This window comes from Lacihabitans sp. CCS-44, from assembly GCF_024343735.1.
Taxonomy (GTDB): Bacteria; Bacteroidota; Bacteroidia; order Cytophagales; family Spirosomataceae; genus Leadbetterella.
The window spans coordinates 20,429-40,633 of the sequence record NZ_RJUE01000002.1 but is presented as its reverse complement, the minus strand read 5'-3'; the positions used below and the strand labels follow the sequence as shown (position 1 = coordinate 40,633).

The window sequence follows — 20,205 nt, the reverse complement described above, 5'->3', positions numbered from 1 at the left end:
TTGATTTTTAAACAGCCCCTATTCAATAATATTCTTTTCAATTATTACATCCTTGAATTTTCATCACAAAAACACTTTGAGAAACCGAAAACCCTGGATTCAAAACTATAGATTTAGCCGCGTGATATTCTACATTAGACTGGTTTTCGATAACATTTTGAGCATGAATATATTCTGAGGCTTTCTTCACAACGGTCTGATTTGAAATAGTTTCTGATTGCAATATTTCTAAAGATGAAGGGCAACTATTAATTAAGAAAGTTTGACTCACTGATCTATTTCCAGCATCATCTTTGGCTTGAACTGTAAAAAAATTTGAGCTATTAGGAAGTGTTTGCACTTGCAGATTGTTACCAAAAGTTGTCCCCAAATATGCCCCATTCAGAAATACTTCATACTCAAGTTGAGAATCTAGATTATCCGAAACACCTTGCCAAGTTAGCAAATAGCCTGATGGCTGAGAAGCAATACCCAAGCTTGTGGGCATACTTGGAGCCAAATGATCATTCAAAATGCAAGATTTTAGAAACTTTGCATCTGCCCAGTCTCCATGGTCGCCGCAGTTTGTATCTCCAGCATCTTCTACAACCAACCTTACCTGGCTTGCACCCACTACACTTATATTTATAGGAAGTGGTGCAGAGTTTTGATTTAAAACTGGACTTTGATAATCAAGATTCCCGTCTTTATAAACTTTAAAAATAACTGTCCCACAAACATTTCCACTTATCTCATCATCTATACCAACAGTGCTCACGAAATTCTCATATCCTTGTCCAGCAATATTATAAGTAATTTCAGAATAAGAATGTACTCCCAAACCTTTTGAAAATGCAGTTCCATTCAATATTAAAGTTCGACCATCAGTTGGCAAATATTCACCATTGCTTTTGTCTTTTTCAAACTGCCCATAGCCATTTATAGCCGAGGCCTCTTGCAAATCAGACAAATAAGTAGAGTAACTTCCCGCAATACAGCTTTGTATAGCAGTGAAATCCAACACAGAACTTTGCGATTTATTGGCTGCAAAATCTCTTGCCACCACCAATATCTTAAAATTCTTACCCAAAATACTACTCGGCAACTGGTAAATATAGCTATTAGCCGATGGGCTCAAAAAAGCCACACTTTGGCCATTTATAACAACTTGGATATTCTTAATGCCATTATTGTCTGTCAAAGGATTCCAGGATATTTTAAAGCTTGATGCTTCAATTTCCTCCACTTTTATGTTTGGAAAAGAAGGTGGAGTTTGATCAGAAGTATTGCAATTGGGAAACAGATCCTTTTGGAAAACCGTGGCAAGTCCATAAGAATCCGTAACGGTGAATACAAATCTGTAGAAATAAAGAATATCGTCGCATGGAACCAATCCCAGCTGAAAATTAGTACTCTGCGACTGAACATTCAATTCCTGATGTCGGTGGTCGTTATGATAAAGAAAAGCCTCCCATTTATAAGTAAGAGCATTGCTATTTTCTTCTGCATCATTCACTTGTGCATTGAGCAAAATGCTAGGAGTACCTGAAGTGGCAAAAGCGTCCAAATTGTCCAAACTCGTTGAAATTATAGTCGGTGGCGTGTTATTAAGGGAGACAAATTGAGAAACCAAATTAGTGGCACCATTGGCATCTTGAACTATTAAAGTCACTTGAAATGATTGTGGATTACTGTTATTAGTTACAAATTGATGGCTCGGGTTTACTCCTATTGTTGAGGTTCCATCGCCAAAATACCAAAGATAAGTTAAAGCAGAATTTTCAGGATCTGAAGACGAGGAAGCATCAAAATTTACCGTTAATGGACTCGTTCCGAATTTAGGATTAAAAGTAAATTGAGCAGTTGGAGATTGATTACCACTAGGAGCATATTTGATTTTTTTTACAACTCCCGTTACGGCCGTATAATAAACGCATTCATCGTGGTGATTGTATGTAAAAGATATCAAACCTGTTAATTCTGGATGAAAGTCTATTTTCGAAACTGGATTATTGTTGCCATCAAATTTGAAATTTTGAGCCCAGCGGTTATTAAATTCCGCAAAAAAATAGCTCCCATGATAGGCTTCAGGATAACTTTCTCCTTCATAAAAAACACCTCCTATGGCCCCTCCTCCAACGAAGCTTGAATAAGGAAAAGCAGCAGAACCCACGTTGAGTACATTATTATCAATAACCACCCGAGCCGTAGAATTTACTCTTCCCCACTCTATTGTAGGCTTTTTGGGGTCTATGGGGTGGTACACAGGATTATAGTCATACACATCATCAATACCTTCCAATCTTGGCCAACCAAAGTTTTGTCCTCCAGCTGTCACTACATTTATCTCTTCTTTGGCATCTTGGCCCACATCTCCTACATACAAAACACCTGGATTACCGTCATTTATGCTATGGCTGCCCGTATTGGGCTTTATAGTAAACCTAAAAGGATTTCTAAATCCCATAGTATATACTCTCGACCTTGCCGACCTCGGTGCGTTGCTATCATAAAACGGATTTGAGGGTATTCCATCTCCGTTCGCTGGGTCTATTCTGATGATTTTGCCATTCAAAGAATTCTGAATCTGGCATCTCCAAAGTCTTCTAGCATTATATTCCTCCCAAGAAATTATGCCATCAATAAAAGCTTGGTCCTCATAATCAGCCCCATTGGCCCCATCGCCACAAGACACTAACAATGAGCCATCTATCGCGAACTTCATATCACCTCCTGAATGGTAAATACCTGTCAGTGGGAATCCAGTGGATTTCGTTTCTCCAACAAGAACAAACCTTGAATTAGGTACCAAAGACGTAAAATTTGTGGCTGAATTTAAAGTATACCGTGTAACTCGGTTGATTGTAGCACCTTGCTCATCAGCAGCCGACGAATAACTACTTGTACCATAATAAAGCAAATGATGCCTATCAACCACATAATAAAGGTATACATAACCGTTTTGTTCAAAGTTTGGATCCAATGCCGCACTTAACAAACCAAAATCACCATAAGTAGCCACCTCCTCTCTGATGTCTATCAAGAGAGTTTTCACGTTGTTGGTAAAAGAATATAGCCTACCATCTCTTTCTGACACATACATTTTATTGTTGTGGTCGAAAGATACATTCATCGGCAGAGTCCAGGTACCAAAACTTTCTTCCTGAAAACCAGCTGGATACTGAGCAAAGGAGAATTGTATGGCAACTAAGAATAGGATTATTACTTTATACATGGTTTATAGTTTTGAAGTGGATTTCACAAAGCTATAAATTTCGAATTTACTAGAAAAAGTAAATTTATTAAACGGTCAAATAATTATCTTAGAATAATGACTAGCAGTATTTTATACTTTTATCAAATACAGCTTTTGAGATAAAGAAGGCTTTATTAATAGATACAAGCACCACTCCAGCAAACACAATCTTCAAAATCTGTATTAATCAAATCAATAGATTCATCAAAGATACCAAAAACTGTAGAGCCACTTCCAGTCATGGAGGCATACAAGGCTCCTTTTTCATAAAGATTGGCTTTTATTTCGCCTATTTTTGGATGATTTTCTATGATTTTTTCTTCAAAATCGTTTTTTAAAAAATTCTTCCAAACTGTTATTGGCTCTGATAAAATATCCTTTACCGAAATTTCTGGCTTTTGTGGTTTTACTCCTGCGTAGGCTTCGGCAGTAGAAATGTGAATCTGTGGGTTTATCAATACCACTTTTTTGCCTTTTAGACTAAAAGCAAGCTCCTCAAATTCTGCTCCTTTTCCGAAGCAAAACTTGGGCTTATTTTCTATAAAAAAAGGGCAATCGCTGCCCAAAGACTCGGCAAGGTTCTCTAATCGGTTACTAGACAAGTTTAGTTCAAAAATCTCGTTGAACATTTTCAGAGCAAAAGCCCCATCAGCTGAACCCCCACCTATCCCAGCACCCATAGGCAACACTTTATGCAAATGAATGTTTACTTGGCTTCCCTTTAAAAAACCTTCATTCTGAAGCAATGTATGTGCCCTAACAATTAGATTATTTTCTTGATTTCCTGGTATTTTTAGACCTGAAGAATGAAAGCTAAAACTATCAGATTTTATAATTTCGAGAGCATCGCACCAAGCCACAGGATAAAATACGGACTCAATATTATGATACCCATCTGTACGTTTCTCAATAATATTAAGACCCAGATTTATTTTTGCGTTTGGGAATGATACCATAAAATTATTTTTGGCAAATTTATGAAAAGGGCTTTGTGAATCAAAGAAATGAATTAATGCTCGAGAAAGTTTGTGATTGCACAAACTTGAGAGATTAGGTTTAAGGATAATATAGAAAATATGATTTAAAAAATTGATTCTCCCTAAAACTTTTGTGATTAAAGAATTATACTTAATTTTGCACTCCAATTTTTGGCTTGTCGGAGTAAATGGTTCTTTCGCAGGCTTATTTTTCACCAAAAAAATCTGAACCAAATGTCACAAAAGATCAGAATTAAATTAAAGTCTTTCGACCACATGTTGGTTGATAACTCATCTGAGAAAATCGTTAAAGCAGTAAAATCTACAGGAGCTACAGTCAGTGGACCAATTCCGTTGCCTACTCGTGTTGAGAAATTCACAGTTTTACGTTCTCCTCACGTTTCAAAAAAATCAAGAGAGCAATTCCAGCTTTGTACTTACAAGAGATTGATAGATATCTACTCTGCAAGTCCTAAAACTGTAGATGCACTTATGAAATTGGAACTACCGGCAGGTGTTGACGTTGAAATCAAAGTGTAGTTTTCGAAAGAATCGACATTTTAGAAACCTCTTTTTCTTACCGAAAAAGAGGTTTTGTTTTTACGGCCCCTGAAATTTCGATTTGTTTTTTCTGGAAATAGAATGAGAATAAAGTATTTTGCTATTTTTGTTGAAACAATAACATTCAAATGTGGGTATTAGCCGAGCAAAACTCTATCGCCAATAATTTCCTTAGCGAATTACGTGACAAAAGCATTCAAAAAGACACCATGAGGTTTCGAAGAAATCTTGAAAGATTAGGTGAAATTTTTGCCTATGAAATTTCTAAATCTTTGTCTTTTGTAAACTCTAAAACCGAAACTTCACTTGGTACCAAAGAATCATCAATCCTTGGCGAATATCCGATTATTGTTACCGTTTTGCGTGCAGCCATGCCATTGCACCAAGGTTTGTTAAATTTCTTTGATAAATCCGACAGTGCATTTATAGGAGCATATCGTGGTGTTCATGACGCCAAAGAGGATTTCGAGATTGAAATGGACTATATTAGCAGCCCTAGTTTACAAGGTAAAACCCTCATCATCTGTGACCCCATGTTGGCCACTGGTAAATCATTAGAAAAAGCTTATCACGCACTTCTAAGATTTGGAATTCCAGCCAAAACACACATTGTTTCCGTTGTAGCCAGCGAAAGAGGAGTAAGATACATCAACGCCCGTATGCCAGAGTGCAAACTTTGGATAGGCGACATAGACCCCGAACTCAATACAAAATCATATATCGTACCAGGACTCGGCGACGCTGGCGATCTAGCTTTTGGCGTGAAAATATAGAACAAGAAAGTACCCTAAAATTATAATACCCTAGAATGAAAAACGAAAAATCAGACCTTCAGCACTTATTTAGTATGCCCGTTATTGTGGCCGCATTGGGCTACTTCGTAGATATTTATGATTTACAACTTTTTGGAATTGTGCGGATTCCCAGTCTTGAAAGCCTTGGATTAAATAAACAAGAAGTAGATACCATAGGAACAAGTATCATTAATATCCAAATGATTGGACTACTGATTGGTGGTATTCTTTGGGGAACATTGGGAGACAAAAAAGGTAGGCTTTCCGTACTGTTTGGTTCGATAATCACCTATTCTTTGGCCAATATTTTTTGTGGTTTCATACCCCAAATGGACTTTGTAGACAAAGTAGAAGCTTATAAATGGTTGAGGTTTTTAGCCGGTATTGGCTTGGCTGGAGAGCTCGGAGCGGGTATTACTTTGGTTTCGGAGGCATTGCCAAAACATCTGAGGGCAAAAGGAACTTCATTGGTTGCTGGAGTTGGTCTTTTGGGTGCAGTTGTTGCCACATTTACGGTAAAACTATCAGGTGACTGGACAATCGCTTACTTCATAGGTGGCGGAATGGGGTTCTTGCTTTTGTTGCTAAGGGTTGGAGTTTTGGAGTCGGGTATGTATAAAAGCATCACTAATAAAGCCCATGTGTCAAAGGGAAATTTCTTTGCTTTTTTTACGGATTGGAACAGATTTACAAAATATTTGAGGTGTATTGGCATTGGTTTACCTACCTGGTTTTGCATAGGTATTTTGGTATATCTCAGCAATCAATTTGGTGAAACCTTCGGTTTTACTGAGAAAGTTGAACCAGGCTTGGCCATCATGTGGGCCTATGTGGGTATATCGGCAGGAGATTTCCTGAGTGGATTCCTTAGTCATTGGTTAGCCTCACGTAAAAAAGCGATTGCTTTTATGATGGGTATGTCGCTTTTGGGTGTTCTTTTCTACTTATTTGGAGGTATGCAAAGTGCGTTTACTCTTTATGCCACTTGCGTTTGGTTGGGTTTCTGGACAGGTTATTGGGCTATGTTTGTTACCGTGGGTGCCGAACAATTTGGAACGAATTTGAGAGCCACTGCGGCCACTACAGTTCCTAACATGGTAAGAGGCTCAGTAGCAGGAATGACCACTTTATTTGGCTTCTGGAAACCTGATTTTGGTGTAATATGGGCTGCCGCATCTGTGGGGCTAATAATTTATATAATCGGATTCTACTCCACCCTAAGCATAGCCGAAACCCACGACAAGGACTTGGATTATTTAGAGGACTAAGCTGTTTTAGCCTTTAAATCAAAAACTTCTTTTGACCTAAAATAATATATTGAAACCAGTGTTGAGACTATAAAATAGGTCAAAAATATTGGTTTCAATACAGTTAATTGCTCGAATAATGGATTCCAAAAGTCTGTAAAAGCAATCATACCGATCCCGTAAAGATTCTTAAGGAGCTCAAAAAACAAAAAGCTTGGGTTTTTATCCATGAACTCGGTATAAGCATAAATATTCAAGAAAATCATGAGGCCATAAAGCAACAACTGCGTTAGAGACAGATTTCCAAAATAGTAAAACATAATAGATAAAAAGCCCAAGGTTATGTAAAACTGCACCCAAATCCATGTTCTTGCTCCTACGGAAAACTCTGTTGTGTATTTCTGGAAATTATACGGATTTGTAATTTTATCTACAGGATATTTCTCTTCAAAACCATCTGGACGCCAGCCTGTTGGCATAAACCAAATTCTTAATTTATCTTTCCAAGAATCGGCCCTCCAAGCATCCAAAATCAATAACCAGAGATGCTTAAAGTTTATCTTTATCGGGTTCCACGTCGCCATAGGTCTCGTTATGCCATAAACAGGCTTTAGATTGGGTAATTCCTCTTGAAAAGTACCGAAAAGTTTATCCCAAATGATAAAAATCTGCCCGTGGTTTTTATCTAAATACTCTGGATTAAGAGCATGATGAACCCTGTGGTGCGAAGGCGTTACGATGATTTTTTCAAGAAAGCCCATTCTATCGATATAAACCGTATGGTACCAAAACTGGGCAAATAACTGTATAGGAGCCACAATACCGATTACCTCAGGTTTTACACCAAAAATGGCCGCAGGAATCAGAAAAAATGTAAAGATATTAACAAAAGTAGAAATACTCTGACGCAATGCACACGCCAAATTGAATTCTTCACTGCTATGGTGTATGGCGTGTTTGTTCCAAAAGAAATTGACTTCGTGAGCTAAACGGTGCACCCAATAACCTGAAAAATCCAATGCAATAAAAGCTATGATATAAACCCAAATCGTAGATTTTATCTCGAATAATGCCACATGATCATAAAACCATTTGTAGGAAATGATGGTAATACTCAATCCCAAAACATCCTTAAGCGTGTTTGTATAGCCCGAACTAAGACTAGATATAGTGTCCATAGTTCTAAATTCATGCTTAAATCTCAGATATCCATAGAGTTTTTCGGCCATAACCAAAAACAAAAAAATCGGAGAAGCTATAAGAAGAATCTTTGCGTAAGTTTCCATTAGTATGCAAGCATAATATTATTTAGCAAATATAACAATTATTACATTCTATAAATAATCCAAGAAAAAATTATGCTTATTTTAGCATTTTTTCGAAACAAATACTATTTTCAACACCAACATATTGGCCAAAATTTTCCGTGATTGCATAACCATTTTTATGATAAAGGGCGACTGCTTCCACTTGTCTTTTTCCTGTTTCAAGAATTAATTTTTCGACATTTAAGTCTTTAGCCCACAGCTCCAGTTCTTGAAGAAGCATAGAAGCGATTCCTTTTCCACGCATTTCATCAGTAACAAACATCCGTTTTATTTCCCAAGTAGCTGAAGTTTCCACTTGCTTTACAGCCCCACAAGCAATGGCCAGGTCATTCTCATAAAAGACCACTACATGATTTATCTTATCTATTTTATTAAATTGGTTATAAAAAGCATGCTCGTCTCCATCTGTAATGGCCAGATAAGCATCTAGTCTTTTTACCAATACTATAAAATCAGGATTTGATGAGTTTGTTCTTGATACTTTAAACATACAAGAAAGGTTTGTTTTGCTAAAGTATAAATGCTATCAAAATCCAATGGCATTTCCACCATCTACTCTTAAAGAAACTCCCGTAATATATGACGCGGCTCCTGAGGCTAGAAATACTGCTGCATGACCAATATCGGCTGGCTTGCCAAACTTGGCCATGGGTGTGCGTCCAAGGGCTTTGTTCATACGGTCGGGGTCTGAGTTCATGGCGGTTTGCATCATGGCGGTTTCTATAAAACCAGGAGCTATAGCATTTACCCTGACATTAAACTTGGACCAGTCTGATGCTAAGGCCTTTGTAAGTCCTTCGATACCACTTTTTGAAGCCGTGTAAGCTGGCACTCTGTCTATTCCATAATATCCTGCCATAGATGATATCATAATGATAGAACCCGTTTTACGTTCTATCATTTTTTTGGCTACTTCTCTACTCAAAGCAAAAACCGAAGTCAAATTAGTTTGAATAATATTGTTAAACTCTACATCGGTGACTTCAACGGCAGGCTTTTTCATATTTATGCCTGCATTATTTACCAAAATATCAATCTCTCCATATTTCTGAGCAATGCTTTCGACCAATTCTGTAGTTTTACTGAGATCGGTTACGTCGTTTACTTCGTAAAATACATTTTCTCCAATGGCCTTTACGGCTTCTTGCAACATATTTTCTCTACGACCAGTGATGATTACTTTGGCTCCTGCATCTCTTAAACAACGGGTAATTTCGTACCCAATACCCGAACCTCCGCCAGTCACCAAGGCGATTTTATTTTCTAATGAAAAAGGATTTGTCATTTTTGTTTATTGGCTAATTCTAAAGCACTTGTAGTGATATAATATTTCAAAAGCATGTTGGGTACTTCCCAATCAGGCAGGTTATTTACTTTGTAAAATTTCAAGTAACGTTCCATCACTTCTCCAAAATGAGCCTCGTGTCCCGTTCTGTATTTTGCGGGAATATCAACGATGTAGTCAGTTCCTGTTTTAACTAAACTTATACCTGGATATTTTGCCTTCAATTTTTCAAATTCTGCATTCAAATTTGCCTCAGAAATTTTGGAGTTCTTGATGTATAAAGTGGGCGTGTATTTCTCTTCTTCACCTTGTTTGATTTCAATATTTCCAAGTGAACCTTTCATGATAGAATAGTGCGTATCGCCACCCTTGTCAGTGCTATAATTCCAAAGCACTTTTACTTTAGAATGCACATTTTTTACCTTGAAATCTATTTCACCATTGGCAAAAACATTCAGTGTATTACCATCTTTAAGCTCTTTTTTTAGGAAATCAGGAAATGTTTTTGCTCCTGTAATTTTTCCAAATTCGTCTAAAGTCATTTCTGTTGGCCAACGTTTAGCGGCCAAAATTTTGGCATCTTTTACATCCAAAGGTGTTTCAGGAAATGCTGCCCAAAGAGCCAAATCAACCAAGTGGGTGGTCACATCCACAATGCCTTCGCCTTGTTGCTTGGTATCCATAAACCACTGTGGGCGTATAAGTGGGCTACCAGAAACATACTTGAAGAAATGGTGAACACTTTCTTTAATAATGGATGGGTCTTCTGGGGTTCCTTGCAATAAATCTCCAAAAACACCTTTCATCATAGAAAGTTCTCTTTGCAAAGTGGTAGTGATTTCTGACCGCTCAGTCATGATATCGTACAACAGAATATTCTTCTCTTTGGCTACTTTGAAGGCTGTTTTGAGTTTTTCATACCCCTCCGTGTTTATACACATGGGTTTGTCCGCCAATACGTTCATTCCAGCTTCCACTGATTTTAATATAGCATCTGTCTTTGTGGCATTGTTTCCTGCCATTACCACAATGTCGCCTTTCTTCTCCGAAATCATTTTCTCGAAATAATCAGAACCTGTGTAGGTATTTGACTTCCAAGAAGTTGGAGCTTCCTTGCGACTATTGTAAGAATTTATTCTTTGTAAATGTTGGTTTAAATCTTCTCCGGCCGGAGCATAAATTTGGACTTCGGGATTCAGACCTGCAAGCATAGTTTTTTGAACCAAAGCCGCATGAAAGTGTCCAGGATCCAATGTAATTATTCTTGCTGGAGCTTTCTCAAATTTGGCGTTTTTCGAATAGTCTAACATCTTGTTTTTACCGATGGCGTAAGTTATTCCTCCAAAAATATGTTGCATAAATAATGGATCCTCGAAATCCTTTTCGCTGTGTCCACCCGCAGTATAAAACGATCGACCACCTTCAAAATCATGATACCAAGCGTTTGGATAGTTTTGCGTGTGAACGTTCGACTTGAAAGTCGTGGAATCCAAAACCATCAAAACATTTAATTTGTTGGTAATTGGAGTAAAGAAATACCATTCGTCAGTTCTTTTCCATTCCGTAGGAAGCATTTTGGTGGAAGGATGCTTTTTATCGATCACTTTGACTGTTCCGTCTTGGTAGGGTGGGTGAACCTTGAAAGTCGCCCCAAGCATCTGATTGAACCATTTCCAATTTCGCTCTACACCCGACGACGAGTGAATACCAACAAAACCTCCTCCAGCACGTATATAACGTTGTAAAGCAGCTTCTTGGTCAGCATCAAAAATATCTTGATTGGCACTTAGAAATACCAAAGAACTATATTTTTTGAGGTTTTCGTCGTTAAACAAGCTGGCATCTTCAGAAATATCCGCTTTTATGCCTCTTTGTTCACAATATTCTTTGACTTTTTTTGCTCCAAATTCTATTGAAGCATGTCTATATGCCCAAGCAGCATTTTTTGAAAATATGAGGACTCGTTTTTCGGTACTAGTTTTTTGTGCAAACGAAATTTGAACGCACAATAAAGCAAGAAGAAGTATTCTAAACATTTTTATTAAGGTTGTTAATACAAACCTATAAAATTTTCGAATGCCTTTTTAGGTATTTTATTCGAATTATAATATTATTTTGACGCTTTTGTAGAAAAAGAAGAAAAATATCACACAATTGGGTATTAATCTTCCAAAATGTTGCCCAAAAAAGTAAATTTTAAAAATAGAGAAACTAAAAAGAAGAGAATGGACCAGTTGAGATATATGTAGTAATAATCAGATACATCTTTGACTCCTTGATCCTTAAATATTGTTTTTTCGAGAAGATTTATACGACTAAATATTTTTGATAAGGCATCATTGTCTGTGGCTCTAAAAAATTGACCGTCTGCTTTTTCTGCTAACATTTTTAATGTTTTCTCATCAATTACTTCCTCGCCTGAGTTTTTACCAATAGCTATTGTATAAACTCTTATACCAAAGGTTTTGGCTAATTCTATGGCTATTTCTGGAGCTATGGCACCTGTTGTATTGTCCCCATCGCTAATGATAATCGCTATTTTTGATTTACTAGGCACATCGCGAAGCTTGTTTATACATGACGACAATGCCATACCTATAGCCGTTCCTGAAGTTTTTATAAGGCTGGTATTCAAGCTATTCAGATATTCTTTTAATAAATCATAATCGGTAGTAAGTGGGCTTAAGGTGGTGGTTTCACCTGCAAACGCTACTAAGGCAATCCTGTCGTTTGCTCTGCCTTCCACAAATTCCTTACCTATGTTTTTTGCCGCTTCCAGTCTGTTGGGTTGTAAGTCTTTGGCCAACATCGAATCTGAAATATCAATAGCCAAAGCTATATCTATACCCTCAGCATACTTCTCTTTGTTTTGATTGACCAGCTGCGGTCTCGCCAAAGCAAGAACAAGGCAAAGTATTCCTAAAATATAAAAGAAAGGCACCAAATACCTTAACCAAACGAACAAAGAGGCTTGAAAGGAGAGATTGCTAACCGAAAGGACAAGACTTTGTTTTCTTTGAGATTTAAAAACCCATTTTAGAAAAAATAAAACGGGAATAAGTAGAAATAACCAGAAAAAATAAGGATTTGCCCACTCAAATTTACGTAGAGTAGCTACAGAAAACCAATTAAATGAATACCATATCATTGGCTATTGTTTTGATAAAAATCAACGGCTTTTCTTACACTTCCATGTGTTTTAAGCAATTCTTGAGCAAGAGCATATTCTACTTCAATCTCATGCATAATCATCTTTATGCCTCTTTCAATCAGTTTTTCATTGCTAAGTTGCATATCCACCATTTTGTTGCCACGCACTTTTCCTAGCTTTATCATAATCGAAGTAGAAATCATATTCAACACTAGCTTTTGAGCTGTTCCAGACTTCATTCTAGTAGACCCCGTCACATATTCTGGCCCAACAACTACTTCTACTGGAAATTGTGCTTCTGCCGCAACTGCACTGTTGGCGTTACAAACCACACAACCTGTCAATAGACCGTTTTCGTTGGCCGATTTTAGTCCTCCGACTACATAAGGCGTTCTTCCTGAGGCAGCTATACCGATTATAGTATCATTGGCATTTACATCAAAAACCGACAAATCCTTCCATGCTTGTTCGGCATCGTCTTCTGCATTTTCTACAGCTTTTCTGATAGCCGAATCTCCCCCAGCAATAATTCCGACTACCAAACCATGAGGAACGCCATAAGTGGGTGGACATTCAGAGGCATCCACTATGCCCAATCTACCACTTGTACCTGCACCGATGTAGAACAAACGACCGCCTTTTTGCATTCTTTCCACTGCCTTTTCTACCAAAACTTCTATCTGAGGCAATACCTTTCCTATGGCATAAGGCACAGTTTTATCTTCATCATTTATGCCTTTCAAGATTTCCAGCACGGTCTTTTTCTCAAGATTATCGTGGTTAGAAGATGCCTCTGTGGACAGTCCAGCAAGATTTAATTTATCGCTCATGGTTTGATTAGTATTGTATGAAATACAATTATTACTTACTTAACTCCCTGAAATGCTTATAAAACAACGGTATAGTTTCGATTCCCTTTATGAAATTGAAAATCCCATAATGCTCATTCGGCGAATGAAGGGCATCAGAATCTAATCCGAATCCGAAAAGTATAGATTTCAGTCCCAATTCTTGCTCAAAAAGTGCTACGATTGGAATACTTCCACCTCCTCGTGTTGGTACGGGTTTCTTGTCAAAGCTCTCCTCCATAGCCATAAAAGCGGCTTTGTAACCTATTGAATCTGTTGGAGTTACATAAGGCTGACCTCCGTGGTGTTTTTTTACAGAAACTTTTACAGTGGGCGGAGCAATGGCTTTGAAATGAGTCATAAACAAGTCCGATATTTCTTCCCAATCTTGATCAGGCACCAATCGCATCGATATTTTGGCAAATGCTTTTGAAGGCAAAACGGTTTTTGAACCTTCGCCCGTATAACCTCCCCAAATGCCGTTGACATCAAGCGTTGGCCTTATGGCGGCTCGTTCTCTCGTGGTATAGCCTTTTTCGCCAGTTACTTCGGCTATGCTGAGGTCTTTTTTGTATTCTTCCAAGTCAAAAGGAGCGGCTTCTAGTTCGTCTCTTTCTACTTGGCTCAGCTCTACCACTTTGTCATAAAACCCTTTTACTGTTATTTTGCCATCGGCATCGTGCATGGAGGCTATCATTTGCGACAAAACATTGATAGGATTAGCCACTGCACCACCGTAAACGCCTGAATGTAAGTCACGGTTAGCCGCCTCCACCTCAACTTCCATGTAAGCCAAGCCTCTCAAGCCAGTTTCTACAGAAGGAATATCGTTGCCAATGATAGAAGTATCTGAAATAAGAATAATGTCGGCTTTGAGTTTTTCTTTATTGTTTTTGACAAAAGTTCCAAGATTTTCAGAGCCCACTTCTTCCTCTCCTTCAAACATCACTTTTACGTTGCAAGTGAGTTCGTTATGCAAAATCATGGCTTCGATTGCTTTAACGTGCATGTAAATCTGGCCTTTGTCGTCACAAGCACCACGAGCGAAAATTGCCCCTTGTGGGTGACTTGGTGTAATGACAACCGTTGGTTCAAAAGGCGGGCTATTCCAAAGTTCAACAGGGTCGGCTGGCTGTACATCGTAATGGCCATACACCAAAATGGTCGGCAAACTTGGATCAATAATTTTCTCGGCAAATACAATCGGATGACCTTCTGTTGGGCAAACTTCGGCTTTATCCAGACCTGCTGCGAGCAATTTATCTTTTACCCATTCTGCAGCATTAATCATATCTGGAATGTGCTTGGAGTCCGCACTGACCGAAGGAATTCTTAAAAAATCGAAGAGTTCGTCTAAATATCGTTGTTTGTTTGAAGCTATAAAATCTTTCATCAAGGCATTTTAAAATAATACCAAAATTATGCTATTTTTTTGGAGGAAAAAAATGGGTGGATAAGGTAAACAATCAACCAAGATGTATTTCTGATTAGGAAAAAATAATTTAACTTTTTTAATTTATTAGAGTATTTATTATCATGTGTTTAACTACATTGTCTAATAAATACTTTATTTCAAATCATTCTTTTTGAGCATGAAAATCACTAAAGAAACTATGAGATTTAGAAACGATTTGCTTTTTCAATAGTTTATAATTCCTTTTACAATTTTCACTTCCAAGGTTTGCACCATTTTGATACATGCTTAATGCGTTTTCCAAAGACAACTCAACAAACTCCCCATTTTCATACATATTAGCAAGATTGTTAAAGGCTTCCGAGTAACCATTACTTGCAGATTTATTAAACCAATAAAATTTCTTCCTAGGATTATAGAATGGATTTGGAAAACCCCAGAAACCTATGTCATCATAGTGCCCAGCCAAATCGAATTGTGCTTCTGCATAGTTTTTATAGGCTAGACCACGAAGACCTTTCAAGTATTTTGAATAAATAAGCTTCTTTTCCTCAAAACTGGCTTTATTTTCATAGAGAAACAATAAGTTTTGACTGTTTATAAAATAACTATTACTATTTTTCATCGTCACAAAACTATTAATTCGTTTCGGCTAGTTGAAACGAAAGTAGGTTTAGATTTTACCAAATACTTAGACACATTTAGTTCTAAAATTAGATTGAAAATAACACTTAAATCAATAAAATACTTGGAATAAGCTATCTAATTTAAAATAAGAAATACTCAAGTTTCAAAGATCAAACGTAATTATTGCATCCCCTTTTGTCCTGCACAATCCAAAAATAAGCTCTTCACTTTTTTTCTAGCTTGATAAAAAGATAACAATTGGCTCTTGAGTTCATTTTTTGTGGCTAAAAGCAATAGTTTATCATACTCCTCTTTGGGCATGAATACGTATTTTTTCCCTTCGAGTGTAAATTTAGATACCATGATTGTTAAAATATTTTTTTTCAAAAACAACACTTCTCAATACAACTCAGGATACTTAGCAGGATTTACCTCAGACATGATTTGGTAGGCAGCATCGAAAATGGTCTCAACGCTTGGTTTAGAGAAATAGTCACCGTCTGTACCATAGGCTGGGCGGTGAGCTTGTGCACTGATGCACACGGGTTTGGAGTCGAGGAAATGGTAGGCACCGTGTTCGTCTAGCACTTGCTGCATCATGTAGGCTGTTCCTCCCCCTGGCATATCTTCGTCAGCAAAAATGACACGGTTGGTCTTTTTTACAGATTTCAATATCATTTTGTTGATATCAAAAGGCAAAAGCGACTGAACGTCAATCACTTCGGCACTTATGCCTACTTTACGTAGATCTTCAGCAGCTTCTACCACTATGCGGCACATGGAGCCGTAAGTTACTATCGTTATGTCATTGCCTTCGTTTAGTATTTCTGGAACACCCAGCGGCTCACAGATTTCCGTCAAATTGTCTGGCAATTTTTCTTTTAGTCGGTATCCATTTAGGCTTTCTATAACCAAAGCTGGGTCGTCGCCTTTGAGCAATGTGTTGTAAAAACCTGCTGCTTTTACAAAATTTCGTGGCACCAACACGTGCATGCCTCTCAAAGCGTGTATCATTACAGCCATTGGCGACCCAGAATGCCAAATGCCTTCCAAACGATGCCCACGGGTACGTACAATCACAGGAGCCATTTGTTTGCCGAATGTTCTGTATCTGAGTGATGCCAAGTCGTCGGTGAGCGTTGGTAGGGCATAGTAGATGTAATCGAAATATTGAATCTCGACAATTGGTCTCAAGCCACGCATGGCGGCACCTATTCCTTGTCCAATAATAGTGGTTTCTCTTATTCCTGTATCGGTAATTCTCAGTTCGCCGTATTTTTCTTGCAGTCCAGCAAAACCTTGATTTACGTCTCCAATTTTTCCGATATCTTCACCCAAAGCAAATACCAACGGGTTTTTAGAAAAAACATAATCAAAAAATCTGTTAACTATTTCACGTCCATCCACCATAAGGCTTTTGTCAGAGTAAATAGCTTTTACAGGCTTAACTCTCATTGGTGAAGTTTCAAACTCAGAGTAGAGATGACTGCTGTATCGGTAAGTATTTTTAGCTTGAAGATTCTCAATCAATTTACCAATTTCCTTCCTGATTTTTTCACCAGAAACTATTCTTGAGAGTAATTTCAGTGTTTTGAGTCCGTCTTTCTTTTGTGGATTAGTATTTGTTTCAAACTGGGTCACAAGCTTGGCTATTTCCAAGTCACCCTTGCTACTTTCGAGTGCCTCGGCTAGTAAGGAAGTAACCATGATATTGTCAGCATTGATGGCCTCACGACAAGCATCCCAAGCTTTTTTACGGGCATCTTTGGCGTTGTCATCCGCTTTTTTCTCAATCGCTTTTAACTCCGCTTCGCCAGCAAAATTATTTTTGAGAATCCAATCTCTGAAAATCAAATTACAGTCGTATTCTATTTCCCAAGCCAGTCTTTCCTTTGATTTATATCTTTCGTGAGAACCAGATGCTGAATGGCCTTGCGGTTGAGTAACCTCTACCACATGCACCAACACAGGCGTGTGTTCGTCACGAGCGATTCTTACGGCTCTTTGGTAAGCTTGTATAAGTGCTGGATAATCCCAACCTTTCACTTTTATAATTTCTATGCCATTGCCATCCGTTTTTTCAAAACCCGCCAAGGCTTCCGAAATACTTCCTTTGGTGGTTTGGTATTCTATCGGAACTGAAATGCCATAACCATCATCCCAAACAGACACCACAAGTGGTATTTGTAAAACTCCGGCGGCATTGATAGTCTCAAAAAACATGCCCTGCGAAGTAGAAGCGTCACCAATGGTGGCAAAACAAACCTCATTTCCTCCGTTAGAAAAAGTCTTGAATTTCTTGAGGTATGGGTTTTTTCGGAACAATTTTGAAGCATAAGCGAGTCCTAAACTTCGCGGCATTTGACCGGCAGTTGAAGAAACGTCTACCGCACCATTAAACATTTCGGTTTGGTCAAGCCAATGTCCTTTATCATCCAGCCAATGATTACCAAAATGGGCATTCATTGATCTTCCAGCCGTAAAAATATCGTGGTTGATGTCGGCGTGTGCATACAATTGTGCAAAAAACTGTTGCCATGTAAGCCCTCCAGTAGCCGCTACAAGGGTTTGGTCGCGATAATACCCTGATCTGAAGTCGCCTTTCCTAAAAACCTTGGATAGTGCAATTTGTGCAAGCTCTTTTCCATCGCCAAAAATACCAAATTTTGCACGACCCATGAATACGTCTTTTCTACCCATCAAACTCACTGCCCTACTCTCACAAACCAATTGATAATCAGCCAAAACCTCAGTTTTCGATAGAATTACCTCATTTGATGTATAAAAACCAGTAAGCAGTTCACCCATGATTTAATCAGTATTCAAATTGAAAAAGTGTAATAATTCGTAAATTCAATGATTGAATTCGGAGTGAATATACAAATCTTTATGTAAAGTTAATTCATATTTTAATACAAATCACTATTTAAGAATCGAAAATTGGATTGTTAATACATTGTTAAAAGTTTTTAATATATCTAATGTTGGTATTTACTTTGTATTGGTTTTAAGCACGAATCATTTTTAAACATTTAATATTCAGTAACATGAAAAAATTATTTTTCACTCTAGTAAGTGTTCTTTTGTTTGCAGCGGCTACTAACGCTCAAGGTGTTTTGAAGTTCAACAAAGAAACACACGATTTCGGAAAACTTTCGGAAGGCCCTTTGGCAACTTATTCATTTGAAGTAACCAACACAGGTACAGCTCCAGTGGTTATTACTAATGCTCAGGCTTCATGTGGTTGTACTACTCCTGAGTGGTCTAAAGATCCAATTATGCCAGGTGCTAAAAGTGTAATCAAAGTAGGTTACAATACTTCTGGCCGTCCGGGTGCATTTACAAAAACTATTACTGTAGTAAGTAATGCTGAAAACGGAACTGTGATTTTGACAATCAAAGGCAACGTAACGCCGAAAGCGACTGGAGGAAAATAAACTTCTTCAATCAGATATTGAGAGCCATCCAAAATAATTGGGTGGCTTTTTTTGTATTTAAGCATTAAAGCTTATTTTTAGAAAAAAATATTGAGATGACTATACTTTGTATCTGTACTTATTTCAAGGGCGTGGAATTTCTTAAAGCTGCCAAAGAAGAAGGAAATACTGTTTTTTTGTTAACGCACAAAAAGATCGAACATAAACCGTGGCCAAGAGAAAGCATCGACGAGTTTTTTTATTTAGAAAACAACGATAATTCTTTCGATACTTATCAGACACTTTTAGAAGGTTCTGCACATCTGATGCGAACCCGAAAAATAGATTTGGTGGTTGCTTTGGATGATTTTGATGTGGAAAAGGCTGCTTTAGTTAGGGAACATTTCAGAATACCCGGCATGGGACAAACCACAGCTCGATATTTTAGAGACAAACTGGCTATGCGTGTGCAGGCTGAAGACAATCAGATACCCGTTCCTGCCTTCAGTTCACTTTTTAACGATGTAGAGATAACGCATTTTTTGGAAAATACGCAAGGACCTTGGCTAGTAAAACCACGATCTGAAGCATCGGCCGCTGGTATCAAAAAAGTATATTCGAAAAACGAAGCTTGGGATTGGATAAACAGCTTGGGCGACAGTCGTCACAATTTTCTGATAGAAACATTCAAGCCTGGAGATGTTTATCACATTGATTCACTGATTATTAATAAAGAAGTTGTTTTTGAAAGATGTAGTCAATATCTGAGTACGCCTTTTGATGTAGCTCATGGTGGGGGTATATTTCGTTCAGTTACGGTAGAATTTGGCTCTTTAGACCAAGAAGCACTTTCATTGATAAATCACCAAGTAATGAAAGCCTTCGGTATGAAGTTTAGTGCTTCTCACACCGAGGTGATCAAATGTCATGAAGACGGCAATTACTACTTTTTGGAAACTGCCTCCAGAGTTGGAGGAGCTCATTTGGCAGAAATGGTGGAGGCTTCATCGGGTATAAACATTTGGAAAGAATGGGCAAAAATAGAAACGGCCGTTGCAGAGAAAAAACCCTATGTTTTACCAAAAATAGAAAAGAAATATTCGGGAATTCTGATTTCACTCTCGTCGCACCAATGGCCAAACGTGGATGTTTTTGACGACAAAGAAATCTGCTGGAAAATGAACGAAGAATATCATGTGGGGCTTATAGTAAAAGCCGATAGCCGTGAGCGAGTGATAGAATTGCTGGACAAATACGCCAGAATGGTATTTGACCTTGGCCTTCACGCCTCCGCTCCTGCCCCAGACAAACCAACGCATTGA

General features: G+C 37.9%; 17 protein-coding genes. 5 read left to right on the top strand and 12 right to left on the bottom strand.

From position 1 onward, the window contains the following. Positions 1-37: 37 nt before the first annotated feature. Positions 38-3,214: an NPCBM/NEW2 domain-containing protein gene (locus EGI26_RS01555; protein ID WP_255075900.1), complete on the bottom strand. Its 3,177-nt coding sequence runs from the start codon at positions 3,212-3,214 to the stop codon at positions 38-40. Between the two features lie 155 nt (positions 3,215-3,369). Continuing rightward, on the bottom strand, positions 3,370-4,191 hold the full coding sequence (ispE, locus tag EGI26_RS01550; protein WP_255075899.1) for a 4-(cytidine 5'-diphospho)-2-C-methyl-D-erythritol kinase: 822 nt from the start codon (positions 4,189-4,191) through the stop codon (positions 3,370-3,372). A gap of 255 nt (positions 4,192-4,446) precedes the next feature. Here ispE and rpsJ point away from each other — a divergent pair, with 255 nt between their 5' ends. The 3 genes from rpsJ (at position 4,447) to EGI26_RS01535 (ending at position 6,835) form a co-directional block, all read left to right on the top strand. After that, complete coding sequence (gene rpsJ, locus EGI26_RS01545; RefSeq protein ID WP_255036142.1) at positions 4,447-4,752, top strand: 30S ribosomal protein S10; 306 nt, start codon at positions 4,447-4,449, stop codon at positions 4,750-4,752. Between the two features lie 149 nt (positions 4,753-4,901). Continuing rightward, a complete protein-coding gene (gene upp, locus EGI26_RS01540; protein WP_255075897.1) occupies positions 4,902-5,546 on the top strand; it encodes a uracil phosphoribosyltransferase in 645 nt (214 codons plus the stop codon). A gap of 35 nt (positions 5,547-5,581) precedes the next feature. Beyond that, positions 5,582-6,835: an MFS transporter gene (locus EGI26_RS01535; RefSeq protein WP_255075896.1), complete on the top strand. Its 1,254-nt coding sequence runs from the start codon at positions 5,582-5,584 to the stop codon at positions 6,833-6,835. On the opposite strand, the gene EGI26_RS01530 is transcribed toward EGI26_RS01535, so the two are convergent. The 10 genes from EGI26_RS01530 to EGI26_RS01485 form a co-directional block, all read right to left on the bottom strand. Further along, the gene (locus tag EGI26_RS01530; protein ID WP_255075894.1) at positions 6,832-8,100 is read right to left on the bottom strand and encodes a sterol desaturase family protein; all 1,269 of its coding nucleotides are present in this window, start codon (positions 8,098-8,100) and stop codon (positions 6,832-6,834) included. The genes EGI26_RS01535 and EGI26_RS01530 overlap by 4 nt on opposite strands. A 76-nt stretch (positions 8,101-8,176) precedes the next feature. After that, on the bottom strand, positions 8,177-8,632 hold the full coding sequence (locus tag EGI26_RS01525) for a GNAT family N-acetyltransferase (protein ID WP_255075892.1): 456 nt from the start codon (positions 8,630-8,632) through the stop codon (positions 8,177-8,179). 36 nt (positions 8,633-8,668) lie between these two features. Continuing rightward, a complete protein-coding gene (locus EGI26_RS01520) occupies positions 8,669-9,427 on the bottom strand; it encodes an SDR family NAD(P)-dependent oxidoreductase (protein WP_255075891.1) in 759 nt (252 codons plus the stop codon). Continuing rightward, positions 9,424-11,463: a putative oxidoreductase C-terminal domain-containing protein gene (locus EGI26_RS01515; RefSeq protein WP_255075890.1), complete on the bottom strand. Its 2,040-nt coding sequence runs from the start codon at positions 11,461-11,463 to the stop codon at positions 9,424-9,426. Before EGI26_RS01515 ends, EGI26_RS01520 begins: the two co-directional genes overlap by 4 nt. Positions 11,464-11,588: 125 nt before the next feature. Then, a complete protein-coding gene (locus EGI26_RS01510) occupies positions 11,589-12,575 on the bottom strand; it encodes a VWA domain-containing protein (RefSeq protein WP_255075889.1) in 987 nt (328 codons plus the stop codon). Continuing rightward, positions 12,572-13,408, bottom strand: a complete 837-nt coding sequence (gene murQ, locus EGI26_RS01505) for an N-acetylmuramic acid 6-phosphate etherase (protein ID WP_255075888.1) — start codon at positions 13,406-13,408, stop codon at positions 12,572-12,574. The genes EGI26_RS01510 and murQ overlap by 4 nt, the downstream gene beginning before the upstream one ends. A gap of 31 nt (positions 13,409-13,439) precedes the next feature. Next, positions 13,440-14,819, bottom strand: a complete 1,380-nt coding sequence (locus EGI26_RS01500; RefSeq protein ID WP_255075887.1) for a dipeptidase — start codon at positions 14,817-14,819, stop codon at positions 13,440-13,442. A gap of 184 nt (positions 14,820-15,003) precedes the next feature. Beyond that, complete coding sequence (locus tag EGI26_RS01495; RefSeq protein WP_255075886.1) at positions 15,004-15,465, bottom strand: tetratricopeptide repeat protein; 462 nt, start codon at positions 15,463-15,465, stop codon at positions 15,004-15,006. Between the two features lie 182 nt (positions 15,466-15,647). Beyond that, the gene (locus tag EGI26_RS01490) at positions 15,648-15,830 is read right to left on the bottom strand and encodes a hypothetical protein (RefSeq protein ID WP_255075885.1); all 183 of its coding nucleotides are present in this window, start codon (positions 15,828-15,830) and stop codon (positions 15,648-15,650) included. Positions 15,831-15,866: 36 nt separating this feature from the next. Beyond that, entirely contained in the window at positions 15,867-18,275 is a 2,409-nt protein-coding gene (locus tag EGI26_RS01485) for a thiamine pyrophosphate-dependent enzyme (protein ID WP_255075884.1), read from the bottom strand. 239 nt (positions 18,276-18,514) lie between these two features. Here EGI26_RS01485 and EGI26_RS01480 point away from each other — a divergent pair, with 239 nt between their 5' ends. Beyond that, the gene (locus EGI26_RS01480; protein ID WP_255075882.1) at positions 18,515-18,904 is read left to right on the top strand and encodes a DUF1573 domain-containing protein; all 390 of its coding nucleotides are present in this window, start codon (positions 18,515-18,517) and stop codon (positions 18,902-18,904) included. 95 nt (positions 18,905-18,999) lie between these two features. Beyond that, positions 19,000-20,205 carry an acetyl-CoA carboxylase biotin carboxylase subunit family protein gene (locus EGI26_RS01475; protein ID WP_255075881.1) on the top strand — a complete coding sequence of 402 codons (1,206 nt, stop codon included), beginning with the start codon at positions 19,000-19,002 and terminating at the stop codon, positions 20,203-20,205.

Bases quoted from the DNA above. Each gene is read 5' to 3' on its own strand.
- EGI26_RS01555 (WP_255075900.1), bottom strand. From the start codon at position 3,214: ATGTATAAAGTAATAATCCTATTCTTAGTTGCCATACAATTCTCCTTT.
- ispE (WP_255075899.1), bottom strand. From the start codon at position 4,191: ATGGTATCATTCCCAAACGCAAAAATAAATCTGGGTCTTAATATTATT.
- rpsJ (WP_255036142.1), top strand. From the start codon at position 4,447: ATGTCACAAAAGATCAGAATTAAATTAAAGTCTTTCGACCACATGTTG.
- upp (WP_255075897.1), top strand. From the start codon at position 4,902: ATGTGGGTATTAGCCGAGCAAAACTCTATCGCCAATAATTTCCTTAGC.
- EGI26_RS01535 (WP_255075896.1), top strand. From the start codon at position 5,582: ATGAAAAACGAAAAATCAGACCTTCAGCACTTATTTAGTATGCCCGTT.
- EGI26_RS01530 (WP_255075894.1), bottom strand. From the start codon at position 8,100: ATGGAAACTTACGCAAAGATTCTTCTTATAGCTTCTCCGATTTTTTTG.
- EGI26_RS01525 (WP_255075892.1), bottom strand. From the start codon at position 8,632: ATGTTTAAAGTATCAAGAACAAACTCATCAAATCCTGATTTTATAGTA.
- EGI26_RS01520 (WP_255075891.1), bottom strand. From the start codon at position 9,427: ATGACAAATCCTTTTTCATTAGAAAATAAAATCGCCTTGGTGACTGGC.
- EGI26_RS01515 (WP_255075890.1), bottom strand. From the start codon at position 11,463: ATGTTTAGAATACTTCTTCTTGCTTTATTGTGCGTTCAAATTTCGTTT.
- EGI26_RS01510 (WP_255075889.1), bottom strand. From the start codon at position 12,575: ATGATATGGTATTCATTTAATTGGTTTTCTGTAGCTACTCTACGTAAA.
- murQ (WP_255075888.1), bottom strand. From the start codon at position 13,408: ATGAGCGATAAATTAAATCTTGCTGGACTGTCCACAGAGGCATCTTCT.
- EGI26_RS01500 (WP_255075887.1), bottom strand. From the start codon at position 14,819: ATGAAAGATTTTATAGCTTCAAACAAACAACGATATTTAGACGAACTC.
- EGI26_RS01495 (WP_255075886.1), bottom strand. From the start codon at position 15,465: ATGAAAAATAGTAATAGTTATTTTATAAACAGTCAAAACTTATTGTTT.
- EGI26_RS01490 (WP_255075885.1), bottom strand. From the start codon at position 15,830: ATGGTATCTAAATTTACACTCGAAGGGAAAAAATACGTATTCATGCCC.
- EGI26_RS01485 (WP_255075884.1), bottom strand. From the start codon at position 18,275: ATGGGTGAACTGCTTACTGGTTTTTATACATCAAATGAGGTAATTCTA.
- EGI26_RS01480 (WP_255075882.1), top strand. From the start codon at position 18,515: ATGAAAAAATTATTTTTCACTCTAGTAAGTGTTCTTTTGTTTGCAGCG.
- EGI26_RS01475 (WP_255075881.1), top strand. From the start codon at position 19,000: ATGACTATACTTTGTATCTGTACTTATTTCAAGGGCGTGGAATTTCTT.